We start from the raw sequence: 26,021 nt of genomic DNA on the forward strand, positions 1-26,021 counted from the left end.
AGGTAAGGTAAGACAGCATGAAAAAAGGCAGCAGAAACTGCTACCTTTTCAGTAAATAATGTAAAATAAAGATAATTACGCTTACTGCTCCATTTGACGAGATAAGAAGCTAGCTGCTGTTTCGGCCGCTTTATGCTCTACTTCACCAAGGGACTTATCTTTTGAGAAAATGACAACAGCTCCAATCGGATCTCCATTTGCAATAATCGGACCGATTGTGTAAGAAGAAATATTTTCTTCGTATCCATCGACAAATTCAAGGTTTTTCCCATCAGTTACTAAAGAAGAACTGCGGCTTTCCATAACAGATTCCACTAACGAACTAATGTTTTTATTTAAGTATTCTTTTTTAGAACTTCCTGCTACCGCAATAAATACATCGCGGTCACAAATAAGTACAGGATGACCCAAGCTATCGTATAGCGCTTCGCCATACTCTTTTGCAAAGTCTCCTAATTCACTAATTGGCGAATATTTCTTTAAAATAACTTCTCCATCGCGATCGACGAAAATCTCTAGCGGATCTCCCTCTCGGATGCGAAGCGTTCTTCTAATTTCTTTTGGAATCACAACGCGACCCAAATCATCAATACGACGAACAATACCTGTTGCTTTCATTCATTGAAGCCTCTCTTTCATATGATGATTAAAATAGTTGGTGAATATCACTGATGGCTATATGATAAAAGGTTCACCTTTGTTGAGGTTAGTATTCTTCACTCTACAACTTCTATTCACCAACCATCTCTTTTTTTGTTAAAAAGTGTGCTTTTGTTAAAAAAATGTCCAAAAAACCGCCAAAACATGGGGATTTGGCTATTTTTATTTCGGCTATATAAAAAGAAGGCTCAAAAATGAGCCTTCTTTTTAATTCGTAACTTGTTCTTTTTTAACAGTGGCTACTCCTTTTACTAACTGATACACAATATTGAGCCATTCTTTTTGAGCAAGTCCTTTTACATTAACCACTAATTTTACTTTCTTGCCTTCCATACCTAAGCTGACCATTCTGCCAAATTGATCACCTAGCATGAATAATTTTTGGCCGTCTACCGTTGAGCTCGCTTCTTCAGACAGCAGAATAGAAATTTCTTGTTTTGACTGAAGAATAGATTCTACTAAGTTCTGCGTTGCATATACTTTTGTTTCAGCTACTTTAAACAAATACTCAACCTCAGCCGGATACTCTCCAAAACGATCAATCATTTCATCCTGCAATTCTTGAATATCCTCTAGTCCTTCAATTCCTCTAAAGCGCTTATACATCTCAATTTTCAAGCGGCCGTCTGTAATGTACTGATCAGGAATATATGCGTCTAAGTCCAGATTCATTTCCACATTAAATTTCACACTTTCTCCGTCAGACCCGCGCCTTTCCTCTATCGCTTCTTTAAGCATTTGCGAGTAGAGATCGAAACCGACAGAATCGATAAATCCATGCTGCTGAGCACCTAGTAAGTTTCCGGCACCACGTATTGAAAGATCCCGCATAGCAATTTTAAAACCAGAACCTAATTCGGTGAATTCTTTAATAGCTTGCAGACGCTTTTCAGCTACTTCTGTCAGTACTTTGTCTTTGTGATACGTAAAGTACGCATATGCCACGCGATTTGAACGACCTACACGCCCTCTTAATTGATACAGTTGTGATAATCCCATCTTATCAGCATTATTGACAATAAGCGTATTTACATTGGGAATATCTACTCCCGTTTCGATAATGGTTGTACTCACAATCACGTCATATTCGCCTTCTAAAAAGCTTAAGATAACCGCTTCGAGTTCGGTTTCATTCATTTTTCCGTGGGCATACGTTACCCTAGCATCAGGCACGAGCATCGAAATTTCTTCTGCTTTTCGTTCAATATCTTCTACTCGATTATATAAAAAGTAAACTTGGCCATCACGCGCTAACTCACGCTCAATCGCTTCACAAACTAAAACCGGATTATACTCCACTACATATGTTTGAACCGGAAAACGATTTTCAGGCGGCGTTTCAATAACAGACAAATCCCTTACGCCCAACATAGACATATGTAATGTTCGTGGAATAGGTGTTGCTGTAAGTGTAAGGACATCAACGTTTGCTTTCATTTGCTTGATTTTTTCCTTGTGCGTTACACCAAAACGCTGCTCTTCATCGATAACTAACAATCCTAAATCTTTATAAATCACGTCTTTAGATAGTAAACGATGTGTACCAATCACCACATCTACGGTCCCGTTTTTTAGCCCTTTAATTGTTTCTTGCTGCTGTTTACGACTGCGAAAGCGGCTCAATAGCCCAATGTTAATTGGATAGTCTTGAAAACGCTCACGGATGGTTTCATAGTGCTGCTGAGCTAAAATAGTGGTTGGCACTAAAATAGCCACTTGTTTTCCATCTGTCACAGCTTTAAATGCAGCACGAATGGCTACTTCTGTTTTTCCATATCCAACGTCTCCACAAAGCAAACGATCCATTGGTCTTTCATGTTCCATATCCTTTTTAATTTCTTGTACAGAACGAAGCTGATCTTCGGTTTCTTGATAAGGGAAAGCTGTTTCAAATTCTCTTTGTAAATCGCCATCCGGAGAAAATGCATAACCTTTACTTGCTTCACGCTCTGCATACAGTTTAATTAAGTCATCAGCGATGTCTTGAACAGAAGACTCAACTTTTCGTTTCACTTTCTTCCAGTCATTTCCGCCAAGTTTATATACTTTTGGCTCTTTCCCTTCAGAGCCTACATATTTTTGTACTTGATCAATCTGTTCAACAGGGACGTACAGCTTGTCAGAGCCTTCATATTTGATATGGATATAATCTTTATGATTACCGTTAATCTCTAACGTTTCCATTCCTAAATAACGGCCAATACCGTGGTTCACGTGAACGACATAGTCACCTACGTTTAACTCTGAATAGCTTTTAATACGTTCTGCATTGGAAAGCTTTTGACGACGTTTTGATTTCTTGACCCGTTTTTTAAACAATTCTTCCTCGGTTAAAACAGCTAATTTTTGCATCGGCAGTTCAAAGCCCATTTGTAAATCGCCTTCAATAATTTGAACAAGACCTGGCACAAGCTGACCATTTCCATCTAAAATAGATGAATCAATATCATAATCTGCCAGCACACCTTCAAGTTTTTTCACGCGCTCTTTATCTGCTCCTAAGAGGACTACCGTATAATTAGCATTTTTCCAACGTTCAATTTCACTTTTTAATAAGTTCATTTGGCCGTAAAACTGCTGCATCTGCTTACATGAAATATTAATAATATTTTGCGGACTCGTATACGATACGTGCTTCAAAAATAACGATAAGTATAAAAACTGATGTTTTGCTCGCTGAATAAGAGATGGGAGCTTATGAGATAATTGAACGTCTCGAACAATTTGCCCCTGTCCTAATAATTCGGTTATCCATTCAGCTTCCTCTGTTTCAAGCTGATCAGACGTTTCTTGAATTCGAGTGGTTTCATCAAAGATCACAAGGCCGCCTTCTGGTAAATAATCTAGTAAACTAGCAGGCGATTCGTAGAAGAATGATAAATACTTGAACATATTTTCAAGAAGCTGACCTTGACGCAGCTGTTCGATTTCACCTTTAATATTTTCTGTTAAGGTAGCTTTTAGCGCTGCGTTTTTTACTTGTTGCAGCGTCGAAGCCAGCTGTGCTTCTAGTTCTTCAATTCCTTGGGCCACTTCATTTTGGTTCACAATGATTTCCGTAGCAGGACCGATTGAAATTTCTTTTAACTGCTCTTGAGAGCGTTGATCCTCGATTGTAAAAGTACGAATGGAATCAATCTCCGTATCAAATAGTTCAATTCGGACAGGTAGTTCTTCTGTTAACGGATAAATGTCAATGATTCCTCCGCGCACACTAAACTCACCCGGAGCTGAAACCATCGATGCCCGCTCATAGCCCAACTCAACTAACCTTTTTAAATAATGATCAACGTCGATGTCAATTCCCATTTGAAACGGCAGCTGTGTTTGCTCCCATCTTGCTTTAGGAGGCAGCAGCTTTCGAATTCCTGCAAGCGGTGTTACAACTACTCCACCTGTATGTTGACTCCAATAATTGAGTACTTCAATTCGCTGAGCCTTTAATTCTGGACTTGCAATCCCCACTTCTGTAGCAACTAAATCGTTAACAGGGTATAAGAAAACGTCTTTTTCCGGTAAAAGATGCAAAAGGTCTTCATACACTTTTTGAGCTTGATATAAATTATGAGTCACTACTAATAAGGGGTATTTTTTATCCTCATTTAAGAGTGCCATTAATACAGATCGAGCTGAACCGGAAATTCCCGTTACTAACTGTTCTTTCAAACCTTCTTCTAAACTGCTGACAACAGCTCCAATTTCTTTATTTTCTTCAAATTGCTGTCTAATCCCTCGCAAAGGAATTCCCTCCTCCCATGATATGTCTAAACTAAACAGAAAAACGCTTTGGTTTGAGACCAAAGCTTTTTATTGTATAAATGTTTCGTACTGATGATAGTCTGGATTTCGTTCTAGCGCTTCTTGACAGTCTTCACAAATAATTTTAACCACGATATCTCCACTATTATGGTAGTGAATAAAGTCTTTTCGTTCATCTGCGGTTAGGTGATTAAAACCGAGTGCTTCTGTATTGTGAGCTGTCTTTTCTATCATACCGACTTTTGCGCCACAATGTCTACAGAAATAATGAATAGACATACAAATCCTCCCAAATCTTTTAGTGTTAGTATGGACGATTGAGAGAAATTTTATTCTACTTAATTATAGCGATTCATTACTTCTAAGAACGGTTTACCTAAAAAATCTTCACTCGCGTGTACAGACGTTTTCATCGCTTCTTCCATATGAACCATTTCATCTTCTGTAAAGCGCCCCAGTACGTAATCAACTACTTTCATACCGTTTTTCGGACGATCGATTCCAATACGAATCCGGTTAAACTCTTGGGTTTTTAAGTGCTGAATAATTGATTTTATTCCGTTATGGCCGCCCGGACTTCCTTTTGTACGCAATCTTACTTTTCCGCACGGTAAATCTAAGTCATCGTAAATAACAAGCAAGTCTTCGACGTCTATATCAAAATAGTCCATTAACGGGCGAATACTTTCTCCTGATAAATTCATATATGTTAGAGGCTTTAATAATATGACTTTTTCTCCTTTTATTATACCTGTTCCATATATTCCGTTAAACTTTGTTTTATCTAATGAAATCATAAACTGTTCAGCAATTTTATCAATTGCCATAAATCCTATGTTATGACGGGTACGGTCATATTCTTTTCCAGGATTCCCTAAACCAACGATTAATTTCAAAATAGATACTCCTTTCCACTCTATGTAAGTTGTACATAATAGGTAAATGTCTTTAATGTTTTACATTACTATATAGTATCACTTTTATTATAATCAATTCACATAAAAAGACGTAACCTTTTGGTTACGTCTTTTTATATTATTCTTCGTTATTTTTTTCTTTTGTTGCTTCAACATCGCCTTCAGCATCCTGAACTTCGCCGCTGTCCGGCTCTTCTTCCTGTTGAGGAGGTAGCACAGAAGCAACTGTATCTTCTGCACCATGCGTAATTTCTAGCTTTTTATCTACCTTAATATCCGCTACTGTGATTGTATCATTAATTCCTAACTCTGATACATCTACGTCAATAGACGATGGGATATCCTGCGGCAAGCCTTTTAATGAAATTTCATATAGAGACTGCTGTAATACGCCGCCTTCTTTTGTTCCTTTTGCTTCTCCTACTAGAGATAAAGAAACTTCAGTATCAATTTCTTTCTTCATGTCGACCACTTGGAAATCGGCGTGGACAATTTCGTTTTTTAATGGATCAGTTTGAATATCATGTAACATTACGGAATATTTTTGCTTATCCACTTGTAATGTTAACACTCCATTGCGTCCTGCTTCACGAATAGTCTTAATAAAATCAGCACTGTTTAAGTAAATAGGTGTGGATTCTGTTTTATTTCCGTAAACAACCGCTGGGAAGTTTCCTTCGTCGCGAATCTTTCTATTTGTAGAATTTTTGAAATCCGTTCTTTTATTTGCTTGAATTGAAATACTCATTTTATTCACCTTCCAGTATGTTTTCTACTTAAAATGTACCCTTTTTAGAAGGTTGCTAAACATGAAACCCAGTTTGAACAGTAATATATCTTTGTTCTTTCCGTCCAAAGCGCTTTAAAATCAAGGGTTAGCACATTTAAATTTTTTCAAAAAAAACCTCTTTCCAAATGGAAAGAGGTTCTGTTTATCAATCAAATAATGTACTAACTGATTGCTCTTCGTGAACACGAATAATCGCTTCACCGATTAACGGAGCTACTGAAAGTTCTGTTACTTTATCAATTTTCTTATCTTCTGTTAAAGCAATAGAGTTTGTTACAGCTAGCTCTTTGATTGTAGAGTTTTGAATACGCTCAATCGCAGGGCCTGAAAGCACTGGGTGTGTACAACAAGCATATACTTCTTTTGCACCTGCTTCAATTAATGCACTTGCACCAATTGTAATTGTACCAGCTGTATCAATCATATCATCAATCAAGATTGCTGTTTTTCCTTCCACTTGTCCAACAATGTTCATAACTTCTGCTACGTTTGGACGTGGGCGACGTTTGTCAATGATAGCAATCGGCGCTTTTAGACGTTCCGCTAAACGGCGAGCACGCGTTACGCCACCGTGGTCCGGAGATACAACAACAACGTCATCAAGGTTTTTACTTTTGAAGTATTCACCTAAAATTGGAACACCTACTAAATGGTCAATTGGAATATCGAAGAAACCTTGAATTTGAGGAGCATGTAAATCTAATGTGATAATACGAGTAGCTCCCGCTTTTTCAATGATATTTGCTGCTAATTTGGCAGTGATTGGTTCACGTGCACGAGCTTTACGATCCTGACGAGCATAGCCATAGTAAGGCATAACGATGTTAATTGTTTTAGCTGATGCACGTTTTAATGCATCAATCATAATTAATAATTCCATTAAGTGTTCGTTAACTGGAGCACTTGTTGATTGAATGATAAATACATCACAACCACGGATACTTTCTTCAATGTTAATTTGAATTTCACCGTCACTGAAACGATCAACCGAACATTTACCTAATTCCACACCAATTACTTTTGCGATCTCTTCAGCTAAAGCCTTGTTTGAATTTAGCGTAAATAACTTTAAATTTTCATCAGCATATACATTTGACATTTTATTGTGAAACCTCCGTCAGGATTTTTTATTAATATCAAGCTTTTCAGCATAGTTTTCTTTATTTACTTGTTTCGCACGAGCAATTGATAATGCTTTTCCTGGCACATCATCCGTTACGGTTGAACCAGCTGCAACATAGGCGCCTTCACCAATTGTTACAGGTGCAATTAAGTTTGAGTTACATCCTACGAATGCCCCATCTTCAATCTTTGTTAAAAATTTATTTTTCCCATCGTAGTTAACTGTAATAGATCCGCACCCTAAGTTTACACCTTTTCCGACCTCTGCGTCTCCAATATAACTTAAATGAGAAGCTTTGCTACCTTTGCCAAAAGATGCTTTTTTAATTTCTACAAAGTTTCCTACGCGCACTTCATCTCCAATTAATGATTGAGGACGAATATGTGCAAATGGGCCAATTGTGACTTCGTGACCAATTTCACTATCGTGAGCAACAGAATGGCGAATAGAAGTATTATTACCTATTTTGCAGTCTTTAATTTCACTGTTAGGTCCTACTTCACAATTCTCTCCAATTACAACTGTTCCTTGAATAACCGTACCAGGATAAATAACCGTATCTCTGCCAATGACAGCATCTGCTGAAATGTACGTGTTAGAAGGATCCACAATCGTCACTCCATTTAACATATGCTGCTTGTTGATGCGCTTTTTCATTGTTTCTTCTGCTTGAGACAGAGCAAATCGATCATTAACGCCCAATGTTTCAGCAAAATCGGATGTTTGATATGCAGAAATAATTTGACCTTCATTTTTTAGAATTTCAATAACATCAGGTAAATAATACTCTCCCTGTACATTATCATTTGAAACTTTTGAAAGTGTCTCAAATAATTTCTCATTATCAAAACAATACGTACCAGTATTAATTTCCTGTACAAGACGCTCTTGTTCTGTGGCATCTTTATGTTCCACAATCTTTTCAACAGACCCTTGTTCATTTCGAATGATGCGTCCATATCCTGTTGGATCTTCTGCATGAGCTGTTAAAATAGTTGCCATTGCATTTGTTGCTTCATGATGCTTTAATAAAGATTCAATTGTTTCAGCTGTAATAAGCGGAGTATCTCCACATACAACAATTGTCGTACCTTTTTCATGTGCAAGTAAAGATTCTGCTTGCATTACTGCATGAGCTGTTCCTAACTGCTCTTCTTGTAAAGCAAATAAGCTTTTATCTCCAACATGTGATTTCACTTTTTCGGCACCGTGACCTACAACTGTAATTAAATTTGTTAAATCCAAACGTGATAACTGATCAATTACGTGTTGCACCATCGGTTTGCCACACACAGGGTGTAACACTTTATATAAAGATGACTTCATACGTGTACCCTGACCAGCTGCCAATATGACTGCATATCTTTTTGACATAACAGGCCTCCAATTTTACCTTTTTATCCATTAAGAATATTATATCAAAAATGACAGCATTTCAAGGAATCATTTATAAGTCATGAATTTTATTTTTTGGTAATGCTAAAGTTTTACAAAGGTGTGAAATTATATAAGTGGTAATCAAAAAGAAAAGAGCCTACTTTTCAGTAGACTCTTAATGTATCATATGTTTACGAAGCACCCGCTTCTTCGAATTCAACTTCTACCTCACCTAAACGATGATATTCTGCTAAAACAGCATCTTGAATCTTTCCGCGAGTATTTGAATTGATTGGATGTGCAATATCACGGAACTCACCATCCGGTGTACGTTTACTTGGCATGGCTACAAATAAGCCATTATTACCATCAATCACACGAATATCATGAACAACAAATTCACCATCTAATGTGATTGAAGCAATCGCTCTCATACGTCCTTCAGTGTTCACGCGGCGTAATCTTACGTCAGTTACTTCCATCTTGTTCACCACCTTTTTCTATGCGAAGCTTTACATACTTAATTCCACAGAATTTTGTGTTTTCCTGCTATTCAGAAAAAATTTTTAGAAAATTTTCGCAAAAAAAGTGAACAATTGGAAGTTACTTGCTTTTTGTTAGAAATTTGTTAATTTAATTACCCTTTAACAAGCGCAATAACTTCAATTTCAACAAGTACATCTTTAGGTAGTCTCGCAACTTCTACACATGAACGTGCCGGCTTATGGTCCCCGAAGTAGTCGCCATAGACTTCATTTAACGCTGCGAAGTCGTTCATATCTTTAATGAACACGGTTGCCTTTACAACTGTATTTAGAGAAGCTCCAGCTTCTTCAAGAACTGCTTTTAGATTTTCAAATACTTGAGTAGCTTGTACTTGAACATCTCCTTCGACCAACGTACCATCTGGACGAAGTGGAATTTGACCTGAACTGTAAAACAAGTTATTCACAACAATTCCCTGTGAATATGGACCAATAGCTTGCGGTGCATTTTTCGTTTGAACCTGTAACATATGTTCCTCTCCCTTACTTGATCAAATATATTTTAAGTAATTGCCTTCTTGTACACGAATTTGTTTATCTTTGATATTTACATCTGTTAATTGTACAAGGGACACATACTCATCCACTAAACGTTCTTCAATATCTTCTGATTCTACTAAAACTCCAATACCAGCAACAGTTGCATCGAACTCTTCAAGCAAGCTAACCATTCCATTTACAGTACCGCCAGCTTTCATGAAATCATCAATGATAAGTACATTTGACCCCACCGCTAAACTTCTTTTAGCTAACAGCATCGTTTGAATGCGCTTAGATGAACCCGACACGTAGTTAATACTAACGGTCGATCCTTCAGTTACTTTACTGTCTCTGCGCACAATAACAACGGGCACGTCTAAATACTGAGCAACCGCATACGCAATAGGAATACCTTTTGTTGCTACAGTCATCACCACATCGATTTTGCGGTTAGCAAAAAGCGATGCATACAAGCGACCGATTTTATTCACAACGCGGGGGTTCCCTAAAATATCAGTTAAATATAAATATCCACCTGGCAGTAAACGCTCAGGTTTTTCAATCAACCCACATAATTCTTGAACAAGCTGACCGGCTTCTTCATTCGTCATCTTTGGAATGAATTTAACTCCGCCGGCAGCCCCTGGTAGCGTAACCAAAGTTCCGATACCCTGCTGTTCAAAAGTTTGTTTAATAATCGCCATATCTTCGCTAATCGATGATTTTGCGGAATCATATTTATCTGCAAAATACGTAAGAGGGATAAGGCGCTGAGGGTTTTGAATGAAATAGTTGGTCATATCAATTAATCGTCCACTACGTCGAAACTTCATAACATCCTCCTGAAAATCCGAATATTGTAATGTAAATATAACATTAACATACGGATTTATTCAAGCGTTATTCGTTCACCTAGTAGCCTAACTGCATAAACTTTATCACAAAAGCCACGTAATCCATTATAAATGCGATGCATACGTGAATCATGCTGTACAAGTCCAAATACAGTTGGCCCACTGCCGCTCATGAGCACAGCATCGGCGCCAAAACGCTTTATTTGTTCTTTAATGAGAGCTACTTCTGGATGCATTTTCAGCGTTACTGCTTCCAATACATTTCCTACAAGGCTACACATTTGATCATAATTTCCTGATTGTATGGCGTGAACCATCTCATCTACTTTAGGATGATCCATCTCTTCAATTTTTAAGTTTCGATATACATCTGCTGTAGAAACACCTATTTCAGGCTTAGCCAAAATCACCCAGCAGCTTGGAGGTGCCTCAATATGCTCTACAATCTCTCCGCGCCCTGTAGCAAGAGCTGTCCCTCCGTACACGCAAAAAGATACGTCAGAGCCAATCTCAGCCCCTATTTCTGCAAGTGTGTCTAATGATAACCCTAATTCCCATAACGTATTTAAACCGCGTAATGTAGCAGCCGCGTCACTGCTGCCTCCAGCTAATCCAGCAGCTACTGGAATATGTTTATCAATTAATATATTTACACCTTTTGAAATGTTATAACGTCGCTTCAAAATCTGCGCTGCCTGATAAGCGAGATTTCGCTGGTCATCTGGAACAAAGCGATTATGAGAATAGATAACAATTCGTCCATCTTCACGGTCAGAAAGTTCAATTCTGTCCGCTAAATCAATTGTTGTCATAATCATCTTAACTTCATGGTAACCATCTGGACGTTTATGTAACACATCAAGTGACAAATTTATTTTAGCCGGTGCTTTCACCATTAATTTCAACTTACTTCACCTACTTCATCTTATCGAGTTTAACGCTATTTTATCATAAAATGAACAAGATATAGCTGTTCATTTAAACATCTTTGTTTAATCCTCTGTTTTATCTTTCATTTTGGGACAAAAAAACCGAAGCGGTTATACACTTCGGTTTTCCTCATTTCACTTTAAATAGTCATATAAGCATTGATTTTCACTATGCTATTGCTTCAGCTGCTGCTGTGCAAGCTCTACAGCTCGCTTCACCATATTGCCTGCGTCTTTTGCCCGGATAGCGCCCCAGCCTTCTGCTTGTACAGTATCGTAAAAACCAAGTTCTTTAGCCAGTTCTTCTTTCAGCTTCGATGACATAATCCCTCTACGCCTTGACATTGCACATGGCTCCTTTACGTATAAAATGAAATTTCAACATGAATCTCCTCGCTCTTTTACATAAGAAACGCGAGGACGATATGTATAGTATGTATAAAAAATAATGCATATATAATTTGAAAAAAAGACCAATAAAAAAGCAGTAAACCAATGTCCACTGCTCATCACCACTTGCTATATTGCCTATGTCATTCTTAGAAAAATTTCAGTTGCACTGTTTCCGTTAACACATCTGCGTAACTATACGAAACGCGCTCCAAAGAGTTTTCCTCTTGATCTAATTCAACGATAAAAACAGATGGGTACGTTTCTGTTAATACACCTGAACGTTCTACTGTTTTTCTACGACCACCGTTTGCTTTTAAAGTTAATCGTTGGCCTAGGTGCAAATCCAGCGCTTGCTTAATATCAGACAAAGTTTTCGCCATATTGGTCCACCTCACTATGTATAGTGTAACACATGTTAGAAAAATAGTCAAAAACATAAAATTATAACAATCTATCTCTAATTGTGTCAATAAATAATTTTCAACATGAATCTACATTTCGCTGTTAGTATGCTCGTTTTTCAACGAAATATGTATATCTTTAGCAAATATTGAAAATGATTTTGTGTAATTAAGCGTATACTTTGGCTTCATACGAAAAAACAACTGGTTGCACATCATGCGTGTACATGCTGTAACCAGTTGTTTTTATTTCTACTCATCGCTTTCATAAGGCATGCCCGTGCGAAGCAGCCCTTTTGTTTCTACTCCTCCTAAACCTTTAGCACCCGTTAATGTATTACGTAAGACGTCCCATACATTAATACGATCTGTGAAAGGAGTAAAACTTAGTTTTGCTACTACATACACAGGGTCAAGAGCATGAATATTTACACGTGAAGGTGAACTAGCAAAGTTTGCTCCAGCTTGAATCAATAATTCAAAATGCGATTGACAGGCACCTGCAAAAATCACCAGCTGATCTAAATTACCAACTCTTTTTCTTGCTTCTTGGACTGTTTGAATATAGTGCTTGGAATGTCTATAAGCAAGGAGATCATCTTTATTTCCTTTTCCTTTGGAATAGGCATCATGACCTGTCAGCACTAGAATATCGGGTCTTACATCCTCAATTAGCTTTCCAACCTTCTCAGGCATTTCTGACTCAACGCAATGAACACCATAAACAGGAACACCAATTTTTTCGTAAACCAACAAACATTTACGTAAATAATTAGGGTCTCCGTCTACGTGCAGGACCTTTCCTGGAATTTGAAATAAGCGATGTGAATGGCTGTATCCATTTGTCATGCTATATTCAGTTTTCTCTCGAACGAGCCGATAATCCTGTTGAATAAGCTCCAAGGATCTTTCTAAAAGTTCTTCTTCTTGTTTTTTTCTTTGATCCTGTTCTTTAGCATCCACAACCTCTAGATCTGTACAAGGAGCGTCCGCAATCAACCGAACGTCTTCTCCTATTAAAGTCGCATATTTCCCCGTTTCGCTGTCATTAATAGCTATAACACGAAAAAGCAAATCTCTTTGATAAGAAGGTCGTGTAACTATATCACCAATTTTGATGTTCATATGCTTCACTCCGTCTTTGCTACTTCAAAAATAAATTCTCTTCATAGCCTATGACTTCATGATAAAAATGTGATAATTTAGCGAAATGATTTTAAAAGTTGATCACTTAGCTTTCCAAATTCTTGAATAGATAACGTTTCGCCTCTTCGTTTCGGATCAATTTCAGCAGTTGAAAGTGCTTGTTCAATGTCCGCTTTTTTCTGCTTTCCATTTGGCAAGTTGTTTACTAGATTGTTTAAAATTGTTTTTCGGCGCTGTCCGAAGCTTGCTCGTACAACTTGGAAGAAGAATGCTTCATCTTGGACTTCTACCGCTGGCTTCGGTCTTCTTAACAATCGAATAACAGCTGAGTCTACATTAGGCTGCGGATTAAACACTGTTTTAGGCACAATCATAACCGTCTCAGCCTCTGTATAGTATTGAATAGCAATAGAAAGTGAACCGTACTCTTTTGTTCCCGGTTTAGCTGCTATACGGTCAGCAACTTCTTTTTGAAGCATAACKACGATTCCACGTACCGGAATTTGCTCTTCTAATAACTTCATCAAAATGGGTGTCGTCACGTAATACGGTAAATTCGCAACGACCATTAAATCTTCTATGTTTTCGAATTCTTGTTCGAGCGTCCCTTTTAAATCCGCTTTTAACACATCTTGATGAATAACTTTTGCATTTGAGTAAGGAGAAAGAGTATCAGCTAAAATCGGAAGCAAACGCTGATCGATTTCAAATGCCAGCACTTTTTTTGCGCGCTTTGCTAGCTGTTCAGTTAAGGCCCCGATACCAGGTCCAATCTCAATAGCTCCCGTTTCTTCTGTTATTTCCGCATGATCAACAATACGATGTAAAATGTTCGTATCAATTAAAAAATTTTGTCCCAAACTCTTTTTAAATGTAAAACCGTATTTCTTTAAAATTTCCTTGGTTCGATTAGGCGTTGCAATATCTTTTAACACGATCCCTTTTCCTCCTTATTTATCTGCTCAACAGCTCTGATAAAGTCCTCTTTTGAAATTTGGAACATGTGTAATCGTTTATGGAGCTGCTTTCCGTTGGCATAACCAATTTTTAATAACTTCCCTATTCTTTCACGTCGAGACTTGGCTTTACTATCTCCTATCAAACGAGCTATGATTAAATCCTCTTGAGAAATCTCCATAGCTGCCCCCATCCACTCTTGCTTCACATCTTTTAGTGCTTTTTGAATAGATGCAATAGAAGCATGTTCAACTCCAATACCTTTGCCATTTTTAGGACGAGCCTCTTCTTTATCTAAGAATGCATGTTTACATCCGGGAACACGTTCTGAAACAATATTTCGAATTCGCTGTCCTGGATAATCTGGATCTGTAAAAATAATCACGCCTCGTGTTTTTTGAGCTAATTTTACTTTCTCAATGGTTTCTTCATTTACAGCTGATCCATTTGTCTCGATGGTATCCGCATCCACTGCACGTTTAATTGCTACAGTGTCATCTCGGCCTTCTACTACAATAATTTCTTTAATCTTCATTGCTTCCTCCAAAACATTCAGTTTTGTTCATTTGCTTTTCAGTAAAAATGAAATGCTCATTGCGCACATCATTTTTCTTCTATGAAATCAACGTTTTATCTTATTATCAACTAAATTAAAAAACATCTACCTGTTATTTTAACTGAAAAAGGCAGAGGATAACATTCTCCTCTGCGCCTATCTTTACTTTAACACGAAAATGATTGTTATATGAGAAAAAGTTTTAATCATTAATTCCAAATAGCTTTTTAGCGTTAGCTGTTGTAATATCAGCTAATTCTTCATACGTTATCCCTTTTAACTCTGCAATTTGCTCTGCTACGTATGAAACATAACCAGGTTCATTGCGCTTGCCGCGGAATGGATGAGGAGTCAGATAAGGACAGTCTGTTTCAATTAATAGTTTATCTAAAGGAAGCTCTGTAGCAACTTCTTTTGGTTTTTTCGCATTTTTAAAAGTAACAGGTCCACCGAAAGAAATATACATATTCATATCCATACACTGCTTCGCTACTTCAATACTGCCCGTGAAGCAATGCATAATCCCGCCAACTTCTTCTACGTGCTCTTCTTTTAAAATGGTTACCACGTCTTCGGTTGCATCACGATTATGGATAATGATAGGTAAATTCACTTTGCGAGCTAAGCGAATTTGACGGCGAAATACGTCCTTTTGAATCTCTTTAGGTGATTTATCCCAATGGTAGTCTAATCCCATTTCTCCTAAAGCAACAACTTTCGGATGCTGAGCTAACTTTTCAATCCAAGCTAAGTGCTCATCCGTCATATCAACTGCATCTACTGGATGCCATCCTACACTAGCATAGATAAAGTCATAAGTTTCAGCTATTTGAATAGCCTTTTTAATGGTAGGTTCATCGAATCCAACAACTACCATGTTTTGAACACCTTTTTCTAACGCACGATTAATTACTTCTTGCAAATCATCTTCATACTGTTCTGCATTTAAATGAACATGTGTATCAAATAACATCTAATCGATCCTTTCCATGAATAAAAGGGGGTCCTCGCATGTTACACGTGAAACACCCCTTTTACCTATACTTATTTTATCTTCGTGCCGTTTGCTAAGTTTTGATCTACGCTTGCTAGTGAAAGACCATTCTCATCTTCCCCCGCTAAAATCATTCCTTGTGATAGTTCACCGCGCAGTTTCACAGGTTTTAAGTTGGTTACACAAATTACTTTTCGACCTACTAATTCTTCAGGCTTATAAAACTTGGCAATACCTGAGACAACCTGGCGTTTTTCATATCCAAGATCAAGCTGCAGCTTTAATAGTTTATCTGCTTTTTTAACTGGTTCTACTTGCGTAACTTGCGCTACACGAAGCTCTACTTTCATGAAATCATCAATCATAATCTCTTCAGAAGGCTCTTCCTTCACAACAGGTTTTTCTTCCTTTGGAGCACTCCCTTGCATCTGCTCTTTAATAAACGCTACCTCTTCTTCTCGATCTAGACGAGGGAACATTGGCTCACCTTTTTCTACTTTTGTGCCTTCTTTAAGCATATTAAAACGCGTTGTGCTTTCCCACGTTTTTAACACATCTTCTTTTACACCAATCTGAGCAAAAATCTTCTCAGGTGTACGCGTTAAGAATGGCTGCAGCAATACCGCAATGTGACGAATTGATTCAGCTAGATGTGTCATAACAGAAGCAAGTTCTGCACGCTTATTCTCATCTTTTGCTAACGCCCAAGGCTGCGTTTCATCAATGTATTTATTCGTGCGGCTTACATATTGCCAGATAGAAGCAAGAGCCACTGAAAACTCCATATCTTCCATCGCTTCTTCATATTTGTTCACTGTATCTTTTTGAGCTTGGACGATAAGTGCATCAAACTCTGTTACATTACCTTCATAAGTTGGAATAACACCATCAAAATACTTATTAATCATCGCCACTGTACGATTAACTAGGTTGCCAAGGTCATTTGCTAAGTCAAAGTTAATACGTTCAACAAACGCTTCTGGTGTAAATACGCCGTCTGAACCGAATGGAACTTCACGAAGTAAGTAGTAACGAAGGGCATCCAGTCCATAGCGGTCAATCAATGTCACTGGGTCTACTACATTCCCTTTTGACTTCGACATCTTTCCATCTTTCATTAATAACCAGCCGTGAGCAAATACTTTCTTAGGAAGTGGCAAATCAAGGGCCATCAACATGATTGGCCAATAAATAGTATGGAAACGTACGATTTCTTTTCCTACTAAATGTACGTTAGCCGGCCAATATTTTCGATAGTTTTCATCGTTCTCTGTACCATACCCAAGAGAGGTGATATAGTTAGAAAGCGCATCAATCCATACGTAAATAACGTGTTTTGGATTACCTGGAACTTTTACCCCCCAATCAAACGTCGTACGAGAAACAGCTAAGTCTTCAAGGCCAGGCTTAATAAAATTATTGATCATTTCGTTTTTACGGGACTCTGGTTGAATAAATGAAGGGTTTTCTTCATAAAAAGCTAGTAAACGATCTACATATTTCCCCATTTTAAAGAAATAGGACTCTTCTCGAACGAGCTCTACAGGGTGTCCGCTGTCCGGGCTTTTTCCGCCTACAACTTTTCCATTTTCAACGATTGGATCTACTAGTTGATGCTCCGTATAGTACGTCTCATCGGGAACTGAATACCAACCTTCATACTCATCAAGATAAATGTCACCTTGTTCTAAAAGGCGCGCAAAAATCTTTTCCACGATTTCTTTATGTCTGGGTTCTGTTGTACGGATAAAATCGTCATACGAAATATCCATCTTATCCCACAGCTCTTTGATTCCAGATACAATATCATCGACGTATTGCTGAGGTGTCACATTTTTCTCTTCTGCTTTTCGCTGAATTTTTTGACCATGTTCATCTGTACCTGTTAAATAACGTACGTCAAACCCTCTCAAACGTTTATAACGAGCCATTGCATCTCCTGCTACTGTCGTGTATGCATGCCCTATATGTAATTTACCACTCGGATAATAAATCGGCGTAGTAATATAAAATGTATTATTTCCATCTGCCATGTTCATAACCTCCAACATTCCATTTCAACATTTTGATTTATATGTACGTAATCATATAAACCCTGTCTTCTTATTCTACTATCTATCATACTATTTTACATGATAATTTCAAAACATTCTCTTCCTATATACACCGGAATATGACGGATTCACTTCATTTTTAAATAATCGTTATTTTCCCAAAAAATAATCCTGTTAATTGTATCAGCTTCGCCCTATTTTTATATAAAATATACCCTCATTCAAAAAGTCACTTTGATGAAAACGACAAATAGGTCTAATTTTGTCGTTTTATGTCGAATCATATTTACCCTATCTTCAAAATAGTTAATATCAAGCTATTTAGACGATTAATCTTTTTTCCAATGAAACCCCTTGTCATTCCTTGACTGACGGTCACAATTAGCTTGTAAACAAGTGGAGAAAAAATTTTTTACCAGCTACATTTTTTTACATATAAAATGATTGACTAGTTTTGGAAACGCTGGTATTATGAAAGTACGTTGAAATTGTCGAATAATGACGAAAGTAATAACATAGAAAAATGATTACTGAGAGGAGAACGATTAATATGAAATCTACAGGTATTGTTCGTAAAGTTGATGAATTAGGACGCGTAGTAATTCCAATTGAATTACGACGTACATTAGGAATTGCAGAGAAAGATGCTCTAGAAATCTATGTAGATGAAGAGCGCATTATCTTAAAAAAATACAAACCAAACATGACTTGCCAAGTAACAGGTGAAGTATCTGATGATAACATTCAACTTGCTAGCGGCAAATTAATTCTAAGCCGTGAAGGTGCAGAACAAATCATGAAAGAACTTCAAGATTCTTTACAAGCTTCTAAATAAAACGAAAAGCTGTCTATGATAGACAGCTTTTTTTAATGTACGTGATATTCACTATAAATGTCTCGCTTTGACACATCTCGGTCTTTTGCCACTTGCTTAATAGCTTCTTTGTTTGAAAGTCCTTCTTCTACATAGTGATCAACATGCTCGATAATGGTGAGCTGTTCCCACCATAGATTACTTTCATCTGGCGCTTCTTCATTTGTCCCTTCAAGAATTAAGCAGAATTCGCCTCTAATATCTGTGGCATTTGTCCATTCAATTGCTTCTAATACACTTCCTCTTAAAAATTCTTCATAGCGTTTTGTTAACTCTCTACATAACACAATAGATCGGTTCCCTAAAATTTCTTCTATACTCTTTAGCGTTTCTTTTAATCGATGAGGAGCTTCATAAAATATCATGCTTTCCTTAATATACTGAAGCTCTTGAAGCTGTTCTTTACGCTGTTTTTTATTTCTGTTTAAAAATCCATAAAAGTAAAACTGCCCCGTAGGTAGTCCCGAAGCAATTAAAGCTGTTAATGCTGCGTTAGGCCCCGGCAGCGGAACAACCGTATATCCTTCTTTAACGGCAGCTACCACTAACTCATAACCAGGATCTGAAATACAAGGCATGCCTGCGTCGCTTACTAAAGCAATATTTTTTTCACTGTCTAAGTCGCTTAACAGCTGTTCACTTTTTGTATGTTTATTATGTTCATGATAACTTGTAATAGGCGTATCGATCTCAAAGTGGTTACATAGTTTTTTCGTTTGTCTCGTATCTTCTGCGGCAATATAATCAACTTCTTTTAAAATTCGAATCGCACGAAATGTCATATCCTCTAAGTTTCCAATAGGAGTGGGAACTAAATATAAAACGCCTCGTTCATTCGATACATCATAACTTTTTTGTGATTTCATTCTGCTTTTCTTGCTCCCTTCGAATGTAAGCCTGTTTTTTCACTCTGCTTAACTGTTTGAACCAATATTCTTTTTGCATAGCTTCTGTTTTAGAAGTAAACACCTCATGCCAAATTAATGAAACAGGCCTTCTTGCTCTCGTATATTTTGCCCCTTTTCCTTCATTATGGACAGAAATACGTTTTTGTAAATTATTCGTGTAACCAGCGTAATACGTACAGTCCTTGCATTCAACTACGTAAAAATAATGATTATTTTGTTCCATATAAAATCCTTTTTAATTCGTCCGTGTATTCATCATTATCTTGGTAGACCACCAGCGGAGGAAGAATCTTTAAATCTGGACTTCCATCCTTCGTACCTTCAATTAAAAGTGTATTTGCTTCTTTCCCATCTTTAGGATAGACAAACTGAAGTCTCTTTGGCTCTAAACGGTACTGCCTCATTAACGTAACGATATCTAACAGTCTTCCTGGACGGTGAACTAATGCCACTTTTCCGCCTTGCTTCACTAGTTGACTACTGGCTCTAATCACATCTTCCAACGAACAATGAATTTCGTGGCGAGCGATTGCAAAGTGTTCGTTTTCATTTATCTCTTCTTTATTGGATGTGGTGAAATAAGGAGGATTACATGTTACAACATCATATTTTCCATAACCCAGTTCTTGAGGCGCATTTTTTAAATCACCATGTATCATTTTAATCTGCCCATCGAGCTGATTATACACAATACTTCTTTGCGCCATACTATGTAGCCGCTCTTGAATTTCTACACCAATAATTTTTCCCTTTGTTCGTTTAGATAAAAACAGGGGGATTACACCGTTTCCTGAACATAAATCAACCAAGTTACCTTTACGAATTGGGACATAAGCAAAGTGAGATAAAAGCACGGCATCCAATGAAAAGGAAAAGACAGACGGACTCTGAATAATGCGCATCTCCTCATCGGCTAATAGATAATCTAAACGTTCATCTCCATATAACTCAACCATAGTCGTTCTTCTCCTTGTACATCTATTATTTACATCTTTTACTCATAAAAAGAACCTCTCCAAAAGGGAGAGGTGTTGTTACTTTTTATTTAAAAATGACAAGCAAAACAAACAGTCTCCATCTTTACGCACACTTCCATAATGAATGTTACAAATATGAAAACCCTCTTGGTAAAGGCGAGCCAAATTGTCATATCCTTCTCCGATATCAATTTGTTTTTGCTCTTTTGTTTGAGCGCTTGCTTTTGAATGTCTATTTTTCAGCTTCGTTTCGAAGTTTGTCTGGTCAAGGCGACGGCGCAAATGATCATTTTCTATTTGCAGGTGATGATTTTCTTCAATTAGCTCAGCAAGATGCTCTTTCAACTCACCTAACTGCTTATATAAATGACCAATTTGTTCCTCCATGTTTGTCACCGAATCAAAAATCTCTTTTTTATCCACCTTTGCCCACCTCGTTAATCTGTGGCTTGAAACGAAACAGCACCTTCATTATTGATCTCATCCAGAGTATACTCTAAAATTTGTTCGTGATCTGACAGTTCCACTTGAATAATTCTTTCCAAAATATTCAAACCCACTACACGTCCTGAACCATCTGAAGTTTTAATTGTTGAACCTATATCAGGAAGCTGTTCTTTTGCCGTTTCATACTCATCATTTTCATATTTTAAACAACACATCAAACGTCCGCATAAACCAGAAATTTTCGTTGGATTAAGCGATAGGTTTTGGTCTTTGGCCATCTTAATAGAAACCGGCTCAAAATCACCTAAAAACGTTGAGCAACATAGCATACGTCCACAAGGACCTATCCCGCCCAACAGCTTTGCCTCGTCTCGTACACCGATTTGACGAAGCTCAATTCGCGTACGGAAAATAGCAGCTAAATCTTTAACTAACTCTCTAAAATCAATACGGCCGTCTGCTGTAAAATAAAAAATGACTTTATTACGATCAAACGTATATTCTACATCTACTAACTTCATATCTAAATCGTGTGATTGAATTTTTTGCACGCATACATCATACGCTTCTCTAGCAGCTTGTTTATTTTCATCCACAATCAGCCTGTCTTTTTGTTCGGCAATGCGGATTACTTTTTTCAAAGGAAGTACGACATCGTGTTCACTTACTTGCTTTTTATTAATAACCACTCTGCCAAATTCAACACCACGAACTGTTTCTACAATAACAAACTCACCATCTGGAATTGTAAGTTCTCCAGGGTCAAAATAATATATTTTTCCCGCTTTTTTAAAGCGAACGCCTACTACATCATACAAGCTTTTATCCCTCCTGCAAATCCAACACCAGCTGTTCCATTAATAACTGTAGATTCATATTTGAATTTAATTTATTTTTGGCCTTCAAGATAACCTCTAAGCGATAAATCGCTTTTTCCTGCGTTGTCTGAAGAGCTTGCTGTTTTAATTCTTCTATTTTATGACGATAGACGATTTTAGACTCTTGTCCAACTTGCAGCGTCAACAAATCACGATAAAGAAGCATCAATAAAGTTAAACCAATATGTGCTTGTTCTTTTTCTTTAAAATGTGTTACCCACTTTTCATGAATAAAAAGAAGAGCTTGTTGAGGTCTCGTTGTTAACACTTCATATAATTGTATCACTAACTTTATTGCAAGTCCAAACCATTCATCTTTACTTAATTCAATTGCTTCATCAATGCTGTTTGTTAAATTAGACAAGATGGATGCATCTACTCCGGAAAGGCCATTTTCTACTAGTTTTTCAGCTAACTGTTCTGGTGTAAGAGATCGAAATGATATTACTTGGCAACGTGAGATAATTGTATCTAATAAGCGCTGTATATTTTCTGTTAATAAAATTGCATAAGTTCCGTTGCCAGGCTCTTCTAAAAATTTCAGTAAACTATTTGCTGCGCTTACTGTCATTTTATCAACATGATTCACAATATATAACTTTTTATTAGATTCAACACCGGTTTTTGTGAATTCTGATTGCAAAAATTGAATTTGCTCTTTTTTAATCGATAAACCGGCTGGCTCAATCAAGTGAATATCTGGATGATTACCTGAATCAATTCGCCGGCAGTTACTGCACTCATGGCATGGCCTATGATTAACTGGATTTTGGCAAAACAGCGCTTTAGCAAACAAAAAACTAATTTGTTTTTTACCTGTTCCTTTGCTTCCTTCAAATAAATAAGCATGAGCAACTCGCTCTTTAAGTAAGCTGTTTTGCAAAATCTTTAATACGTTCGGCTGAAGAGCTTCAAGCTGTTCCCATGTATTTCCCATTCAATCATCACTTTCTATTTAAAATCTTCTCTCTTAAAACTGATGAAATTGATCTACTGGTAGTACGAATACTGTAGCTCCGCCCACTTCAACTTCAACAGGATACGGAATGTATGAATCTGCATTACCGCCCATCGGTGCCACAGGAGAAATCATCTGCCTGCGGTTTTCACATTGGCCCTTAATAATATCAAGTACTTCATCTACTTTATGATCATCTGTACCAATCATAATTGTTGTATTCCCTGATTTTAAAAATCCGCCCGTACTTGATAATTTGGTTGAACGAAACCCTCTTTCTACAAGTGCATTTAAAAGCTTTGAGCTATCTGAATCTTGAATAACGGTCATTACTAATTTCATGAATAACACCTCATTTTACTTTTTTGTTAAGAATAGTATAGCAAGAATAACAATCATCTGTATTTATTTTAAAATCAATTTTATTTGTTTATAAGCTTCTTCACAGACTTTTTCAACGGATTGATTTGCATCAATTCGTCGAATACGCTCTGGAAATTCACTCAAAAGAGATAAATATCCATCTCGTACTTTATAATGAAAGTCTAAGGATTCTAAATCTAATCGATTAATCTCATCTTTTCGACCTTTATTAATTCTTTCTAATCCTACCTCAGGCTCAATATCAAAATATAAAGTGGCCTGTGGCATCGTTTGCTCAATAGCAAATTGATTGATAGCAAAAATATCTTCTACGCCTATGCCCCGCGCATTTCCTTGATAAGCAAGTGAGCTATCAATAAAACGGTCACATAATACTATATTCCCTTTATTTAGCTCAGGAATCACTTTTTCTACAAGATGTTGTCTTCTAGCCGCAGCATAAAGAAGTGCTTCGGTTCTGGCATCCATTTCCGTATTAGATGGATTTAAGATGATTTCACGAATTTGTTCAGCAATTCGTATGCCTCCAGGCTCTCTTGTTAATACAATGGTATAACCCTCTTGTATTAATTTTTGTTGAACCATATGGATGATCGTCGTCTTACCAGCACCTTCTGGCCCTTCGAATGTAATAAACGTTCCTAACATGTATAAATTCCTTTCTCTATTTAAATACTTCTATCTTTCCTTCTTCCATACAAGATCCGCCCTGAATATGACCATTTAACCTTTGAATATGCAAAATATAGTCAATATGATTGCTTGTAATCGTTTCTCCCTCCATTAAAATGGGAATTCCAGGAGGATATGGAATAACAGATTGTGCGCTTACACACCCAATCGCCTCTTCAAACGAACACATATGCTTTGATCTTAGTTTTCTTTCTTCCATAGGCAGGAGAACCGTTGCTCTTGAAAAACGAAATGGTTTGATTATTGGTTTTTCATATGACTTACGCTGTATATTCTCTACTGCTTGTCTAACCCGCTTAATTGTATCATTAAAATCCCAACTGCTGCTCAAAGGTAGAACAAACAATACATAGTTAACGTCAGCTAGTTCTGTATAAATATCTTGCTTTTCCAGTTCCTTTTGCAAATGATATCCTGTTGCAGCCGAACAAGTCAACGTCATTTTCAAAAGGTCGGTAGCAGTTTGATCTGTTTCCACATCAATAGTTGAAAGTGTATCAATCTCATTAATCTTTTCAACAAACGAATGAATATTATCAGTCATTCTATCAATATCATGCTGAGTAAACTGCTGCAGATAATACCGTGCTAAATCAAGAGAAGCCATAATAGGGTATGAGGGACTGCTTGACTGCAGTACTTGTAGGTAATGCCGAACGCTTTGCTTATTTATCAACGTCCCCTGCATATGTAAATAAGAACCCATAGTCATAGCTGGCAGCGTTTTATGTGCTGACTGAACAACAAGATCCGCTCCATACGTAACAGCTGACGACGGAAAAGGATTACCTAAAATAAAGTGGGCTCCATGAGCTTCATCAATAATTATAGGAATATTGTAGCCATGAATAAAGTCAATGATCTCCTTTAGATCTCGCGCCACCCCGTAGTAAGTAGGATTTGTTAATACAAATGCTTTTATATCCTCAGAACCCTCTACAGCTGCTTTAATTGTTTTAATGGATACACCTGTACTAAGATGTGTTTTTGAATCTATTTCAGGAGCTAAAAAAATAGGTGATGCCTTTGATAAAGCAATAGCATTAAAAATAGATTTATGAGAATCTCTTTGAACAGCAATTTTATCTCCTTCTTGACAAAGAGATAAAATCGCGGCGAGATTGCCTACAGTAGAACCATTAACTAAAAAAAAGCTTTCATCTACTCCATACAACTTTGCCGTTAAATCTTGTGCCTCTTTAATAACAGATTCTGCTTCATGTAAATCATCTAATCCGCTAATTTCTGTTAGATCGTATTGCAAAAAGTCTGCGTAAGAAGACTGAATATATGAAGGTAGAATTTGACCATTTTTATGGCCGGGCACGTGATAAGAGAGTGACCTCTTTTCGCTGTGCCTTACTAAACGGTTATATAAAGGTAAATATGTATCCATACATCCATTCCTTACTTTTTGTAAATATAACATTGCTAACTTGATAAAAGAATATGTAAGTATTTTTTCTATCAAAATTGATTTTTCTTTCATTATAACAAACTTAGTTGATTTTTTTGAGCCATATAAAGAAGCCCTTATAAAAAAGGGCTTTTAGTAAGAAAACTCTCCTGATATTCTCTTTAATTGATTTACTAACAATTGATAACGAAAATGAGATGAATCCACCTCTACAATCTCTACCTCGCAGTGTTGGCATATAAAGCTGGAAAACACCTCAATACCCTTTGTATGCTGTTCATGACAAACGGAACATGTTTTAATTTGTTTTTCCATTACTCTCCACCTCCACTAAATAAGTATCGACAAGATGTAACTTCTTTATGCACTTCATTTACCCCATTTTATGTAGATAGCTTATACTCTGTGAATAATAAAAAAAGGACTAGCTAAAATAGCTAATCCTTTTTCAGGTGCCTGGCAACGTCCTACTCTCACAGGGACAAAGTCCCAACTACCATTGGCGCTAAAGAGCTTAACTTCCGTGTTCGGTATGGGAACGGGTGTGACC

Annotated in this window: 29 protein-coding genes and 1 rRNA gene; 1 reads left to right on the forward strand and 29 read right to left on the reverse strand. The window is 37.1% G+C overall.

Annotation, left to right across the window (positions count from 1 at the left end; all coding sequences use genetic code 11):
- Positions 1-81: 81 nt before the first annotated feature.
- The 18 genes from spoVT to metG all read right to left on the reverse strand — a co-directional run bounded on the left by spoVT (position 82) and on the right by metG (position 17,914).
- A complete protein-coding gene (gene spoVT, locus AC1DRF_RS05705; RefSeq protein ID WP_013054872.1) occupies positions 82-618 on the reverse strand; it encodes a stage V sporulation protein T in 537 nt (178 codons plus the stop codon).
- Between the two features lie 249 nt (positions 619-867).
- Positions 868-4,398, reverse strand: a complete 3,531-nt coding sequence (gene mfd, locus AC1DRF_RS05710) for a transcription-repair coupling factor (protein WP_477740413.1) — start codon at positions 4,396-4,398, stop codon at positions 868-870.
- Positions 4,399-4,467: 69 nt separating this feature from the next.
- Positions 4,468-4,698: an anti-sigma-F factor Fin family protein gene (locus tag AC1DRF_RS05715; protein WP_013054869.1), complete on the reverse strand. Its 231-nt coding sequence runs from the start codon at positions 4,696-4,698 to the stop codon at positions 4,468-4,470.
- 59 nt (positions 4,699-4,757) lie between these two features.
- The gene (pth, locus tag AC1DRF_RS05720) at positions 4,758-5,315 is read right to left on the reverse strand and encodes an aminoacyl-tRNA hydrolase (protein ID WP_052500310.1); all 558 of its coding nucleotides are present in this window, start codon (positions 5,313-5,315) and stop codon (positions 4,758-4,760) included.
- A 139-nt stretch (positions 5,316-5,454) separates the two neighbouring features.
- Positions 5,455-6,084, reverse strand: coding sequence for a 50S ribosomal protein L25/general stress protein Ctc (locus tag AC1DRF_RS05725; RefSeq protein ID WP_477740414.1), 630 nt, complete (start codon positions 6,082-6,084; stop codon positions 5,455-5,457).
- Between the two features lie 187 nt (positions 6,085-6,271).
- A complete protein-coding gene (locus tag AC1DRF_RS05730; RefSeq protein ID WP_013054866.1) occupies positions 6,272-7,225 on the reverse strand; it encodes a ribose-phosphate diphosphokinase in 954 nt (317 codons plus the stop codon).
- A gap of 18 nt (positions 7,226-7,243) precedes the next feature.
- On the reverse strand, positions 7,244-8,623 hold the full coding sequence (gene glmU, locus AC1DRF_RS05735) for a bifunctional UDP-N-acetylglucosamine diphosphorylase/glucosamine-1-phosphate N-acetyltransferase GlmU (RefSeq protein ID WP_014462060.1): 1,380 nt from the start codon (positions 8,621-8,623) through the stop codon (positions 7,244-7,246).
- Between the two features lie 194 nt (positions 8,624-8,817).
- On the reverse strand, positions 8,818-9,108 hold the full coding sequence (spoVG, locus tag AC1DRF_RS05740; protein WP_013054864.1) for a septation regulator SpoVG: 291 nt from the start codon (positions 9,106-9,108) through the stop codon (positions 8,818-8,820).
- 155 nt (positions 9,109-9,263) lie between these two features.
- Positions 9,264-9,641, reverse strand: a complete 378-nt coding sequence (locus tag AC1DRF_RS05745; RefSeq protein ID WP_013054863.1) for a RidA family protein — start codon at positions 9,639-9,641, stop codon at positions 9,264-9,266.
- Positions 9,642-9,662: 21 nt separating this feature from the next.
- Positions 9,663-10,484, reverse strand: coding sequence for a pur operon repressor (gene purR / locus AC1DRF_RS05750; protein ID WP_013054862.1), 822 nt, complete (start codon positions 10,482-10,484; stop codon positions 9,663-9,665).
- A gap of 56 nt (positions 10,485-10,540) precedes the next feature.
- The gene (ispE, locus tag AC1DRF_RS05755) at positions 10,541-11,410 is read right to left on the reverse strand and encodes a 4-(cytidine 5'-diphospho)-2-C-methyl-D-erythritol kinase (RefSeq protein ID WP_013054861.1); all 870 of its coding nucleotides are present in this window, start codon (positions 11,408-11,410) and stop codon (positions 10,541-10,543) included.
- A 198-nt stretch (positions 11,411-11,608) separates the two neighbouring features.
- On the reverse strand, positions 11,609-11,779 hold the full coding sequence (locus AC1DRF_RS05760) for a small, acid-soluble spore protein, alpha/beta type (RefSeq protein ID WP_013054860.1): 171 nt from the start codon (positions 11,777-11,779) through the stop codon (positions 11,609-11,611).
- A 194-nt stretch (positions 11,780-11,973) separates the two neighbouring features.
- Positions 11,974-12,207: a biofilm formation stimulator Veg gene (gene veg, locus AC1DRF_RS05765; protein WP_013054859.1), complete on the reverse strand. Its 234-nt coding sequence runs from the start codon at positions 12,205-12,207 to the stop codon at positions 11,974-11,976.
- 273 nt (positions 12,208-12,480) lie between these two features.
- On the reverse strand, positions 12,481-13,353 hold the full coding sequence (gene yabG / locus AC1DRF_RS05770; protein WP_013081339.1) for a sporulation peptidase YabG: 873 nt from the start codon (positions 13,351-13,353) through the stop codon (positions 12,481-12,483).
- Positions 13,354-13,430: 77 nt separating this feature from the next.
- Complete coding sequence (gene rsmA, locus AC1DRF_RS05775) at positions 13,431-14,309, reverse strand: 16S rRNA (adenine(1518)-N(6)/adenine(1519)-N(6))-dimethyltransferase RsmA (RefSeq protein WP_013054856.1); 879 nt, start codon at positions 14,307-14,309, stop codon at positions 13,431-13,433.
- Positions 14,303-14,866, reverse strand: a complete 564-nt coding sequence (gene rnmV / locus AC1DRF_RS05780) for a ribonuclease M5 (RefSeq protein WP_043979029.1) — start codon at positions 14,864-14,866, stop codon at positions 14,303-14,305. Before rnmV ends, rsmA begins: the two co-directional genes overlap by 7 nt.
- Before the next feature lie 223 nt (positions 14,867-15,089).
- On the reverse strand, positions 15,090-15,860 hold the full coding sequence (locus AC1DRF_RS05785; protein ID WP_427077044.1) for a TatD family hydrolase: 771 nt from the start codon (positions 15,858-15,860) through the stop codon (positions 15,090-15,092).
- Between the two features lie 71 nt (positions 15,861-15,931).
- Complete coding sequence (gene metG, locus AC1DRF_RS05790) at positions 15,932-17,914, reverse strand: methionine--tRNA ligase (protein WP_097825381.1); 1,983 nt, start codon at positions 17,912-17,914, stop codon at positions 15,932-15,934.
- A gap of 565 nt (positions 17,915-18,479) precedes the next feature.
- On the opposite strand from metG, the gene AC1DRF_RS05795 reads away from it, so the two are divergent.
- A complete protein-coding gene (locus tag AC1DRF_RS05795; protein ID WP_170836841.1) occupies positions 18,480-18,770 on the forward strand; it encodes an AbrB/MazE/SpoVT family DNA-binding domain-containing protein in 291 nt (96 codons plus the stop codon).
- Between the two features lie 32 nt (positions 18,771-18,802).
- Here AC1DRF_RS05795 and rsmI read toward each other — a convergent pair whose 3' ends face one another.
- From rsmI to rrf, 11 genes are all read right to left on the reverse strand, one after another.
- A complete protein-coding gene (gene rsmI / locus AC1DRF_RS05800) occupies positions 18,803-19,675 on the reverse strand; it encodes a 16S rRNA (cytidine(1402)-2'-O)-methyltransferase (protein WP_016762698.1) in 873 nt (290 codons plus the stop codon).
- Entirely contained in the window at positions 19,653-19,940 is a 288-nt protein-coding gene (locus AC1DRF_RS05805; protein WP_043979037.1) for a GIY-YIG nuclease family protein, read from the reverse strand. Before AC1DRF_RS05805 ends, rsmI begins: the two co-directional genes overlap by 23 nt.
- Positions 19,927-20,673, reverse strand: coding sequence for a tRNA1(Val) (adenine(37)-N6)-methyltransferase (locus AC1DRF_RS05810; protein ID WP_097825382.1), 747 nt, complete (start codon positions 20,671-20,673; stop codon positions 19,927-19,929). Before AC1DRF_RS05810 ends, AC1DRF_RS05805 begins: the two co-directional genes overlap by 14 nt.
- Before the next feature lie 78 nt (positions 20,674-20,751).
- Entirely contained in the window at positions 20,752-21,117 is a 366-nt protein-coding gene (gene yabA, locus AC1DRF_RS05815; RefSeq protein ID WP_013054848.1) for a DNA replication initiation control protein YabA, read from the reverse strand.
- 14 nt (positions 21,118-21,131) lie between these two features.
- Positions 21,132-21,959, reverse strand: coding sequence for a PSP1 domain-containing protein (locus AC1DRF_RS05820; RefSeq protein WP_013054847.1), 828 nt, complete (start codon positions 21,957-21,959; stop codon positions 21,132-21,134).
- A gap of 4 nt (positions 21,960-21,963) precedes the next feature.
- Positions 21,964-22,956: a DNA polymerase III subunit delta' gene (gene holB / locus AC1DRF_RS05825; protein ID WP_075422335.1), complete on the reverse strand. Its 993-nt coding sequence runs from the start codon at positions 22,954-22,956 to the stop codon at positions 21,964-21,966.
- 33 nt (positions 22,957-22,989) lie between these two features.
- On the reverse strand, positions 22,990-23,319 hold the full coding sequence (locus AC1DRF_RS05830; RefSeq protein ID WP_043979044.1) for a cyclic-di-AMP receptor: 330 nt from the start codon (positions 23,317-23,319) through the stop codon (positions 22,990-22,992).
- A 63-nt stretch (positions 23,320-23,382) separates the two neighbouring features.
- Positions 23,383-24,009 (reverse strand): dTMP kinase, encoded by a 627-nt coding sequence (gene tmk, locus AC1DRF_RS05835; protein WP_427077045.1) that lies wholly within the window; start codon positions 24,007-24,009, stop codon positions 23,383-23,385.
- 16 nt (positions 24,010-24,025) lie between these two features.
- Positions 24,026-25,450, reverse strand: a complete 1,425-nt coding sequence (locus tag AC1DRF_RS05840; RefSeq protein WP_427077046.1) for an aminotransferase class I/II-fold pyridoxal phosphate-dependent enzyme — start codon at positions 25,448-25,450, stop codon at positions 24,026-24,028.
- Between the two features lie 153 nt (positions 25,451-25,603).
- Positions 25,604-25,786 carry a sigma factor G inhibitor Gin gene (locus tag AC1DRF_RS05845; RefSeq protein WP_427077047.1) on the reverse strand — a complete coding sequence of 61 codons (183 nt, stop codon included), beginning with the start codon at positions 25,784-25,786 and terminating at the stop codon, positions 25,604-25,606.
- Between the two features lie 139 nt (positions 25,787-25,925).
- Positions 25,926-26,021: ribosomal RNA gene (gene rrf, locus AC1DRF_RS05850) — 5S ribosomal RNA — on the reverse strand; the annotation flags it as partial.

The organism is Priestia sp. P5_B4 (assembly GCF_056400385.1).

What these genes read in the sequence shown, in the direction of transcription:
- spoVT (WP_013054872.1), bottom strand. Translation starts at nt 618, where the DNA reads ATGAAAGCAACAGGTATTGTTCGTCGTATTGATGATTTGGGTCGCGTT.
- AC1DRF_RS05715 (WP_013054869.1), bottom strand. Translation starts at nt 4,698, where the DNA reads ATGTCTATTCATTATTTCTGTAGACATTGTGGCGCAAAAGTCGGTATG.
- AC1DRF_RS05725 (WP_477740414.1), bottom strand. Translation starts at nt 6,084, where the DNA reads ATGAGTATTTCAATTCAAGCAAATAAAAGAACGGATTTCAAAAATTCT.
- AC1DRF_RS05730 (WP_013054866.1), bottom strand. Translation starts at nt 7,225, where the DNA reads ATGTCAAATGTATATGCTGATGAAAATTTAAAGTTATTTACGCTAAAT.
- glmU (WP_014462060.1), bottom strand. Translation starts at nt 8,623, where the DNA reads ATGTCAAAAAGATATGCAGTCATATTGGCAGCTGGTCAGGGTACACGT.
- spoVG (WP_013054864.1), bottom strand. Translation starts at nt 9,108, where the DNA reads ATGGAAGTAACTGACGTAAGATTACGCCGCGTGAACACTGAAGGACGT.
- AC1DRF_RS05745 (WP_013054863.1), bottom strand. Translation starts at nt 9,641, where the DNA reads ATGTTACAGGTTCAAACGAAAAATGCACCGCAAGCTATTGGTCCATAT.
- purR (WP_013054862.1), bottom strand. Translation starts at nt 10,484, where the DNA reads ATGAAGTTTCGACGTAGTGGACGATTAATTGATATGACCAACTATTTC.
- AC1DRF_RS05760 (WP_013054860.1), bottom strand. Translation starts at nt 11,779, where the DNA reads ATGTCAAGGCGTAGAGGGATTATGTCATCGAAGCTGAAAGAAGAACTG.
- veg (WP_013054859.1), bottom strand. Translation starts at nt 12,207, where the DNA reads ATGGCGAAAACTTTGTCTGATATTAAGCAAGCGCTGGATTTGCACCTA.
- yabG (WP_013081339.1), bottom strand. Translation starts at nt 13,353, where the DNA reads ATGAACATCAAAATTGGTGATATAGTTACACGACCTTCTTATCAAAGA.
- rnmV (WP_043979029.1), bottom strand. Translation starts at nt 14,866, where the DNA reads ATGAAGATTAAAGAAATTATTGTAGTAGAAGGCCGAGATGACACTGTA.
- AC1DRF_RS05785 (WP_427077044.1), bottom strand. Translation starts at nt 15,860, where the DNA reads ATGTTATTTGATACACATGTTCATTTAAATGCAGAACAGTATGAAGAT.
- metG (WP_097825381.1), bottom strand. Translation starts at nt 17,914, where the DNA reads ATGGCAGATGGAAATAATACATTTTATATTACTACGCCGATTTATTAT.
- rsmI (WP_016762698.1), bottom strand. Translation starts at nt 19,675, where the DNA reads ATGAAATCACAAAAAAGTTATGATGTATCGAATGAACGAGGCGTTTTA.
- AC1DRF_RS05805 (WP_043979037.1), bottom strand. Translation starts at nt 19,940, where the DNA reads ATGGAACAAAATAATCATTATTTTTACGTAGTTGAATGCAAGGACTGT.
- AC1DRF_RS05810 (WP_097825382.1), bottom strand. Translation starts at nt 20,673, where the DNA reads ATGGTTGAGTTATATGGAGATGAACGTTTAGATTATCTATTAGCCGAT.
- holB (WP_075422335.1), bottom strand. Translation starts at nt 22,956, where the DNA reads ATGGGAAATACATGGGAACAGCTTGAAGCTCTTCAGCCGAACGTATTA.
- AC1DRF_RS05830 (WP_043979044.1), bottom strand. Translation starts at nt 23,319, where the DNA reads ATGAAATTAGTAATGACCGTTATTCAAGATTCAGATAGCTCAAAGCTT.
- tmk (WP_427077045.1), bottom strand. Translation starts at nt 24,009, where the DNA reads ATGTTAGGAACGTTTATTACATTCGAAGGGCCAGAAGGTGCTGGTAAG.
- AC1DRF_RS05840 (WP_427077046.1), bottom strand. Translation starts at nt 25,450, where the DNA reads ATGGATACATATTTACCTTTATATAACCGTTTAGTAAGGCACAGCGAA.
- AC1DRF_RS05845 (WP_427077047.1), bottom strand. Translation starts at nt 25,786, where the DNA reads ATGGAAAAACAAATTAAAACATGTTCCGTTTGTCATGAACAGCATACA.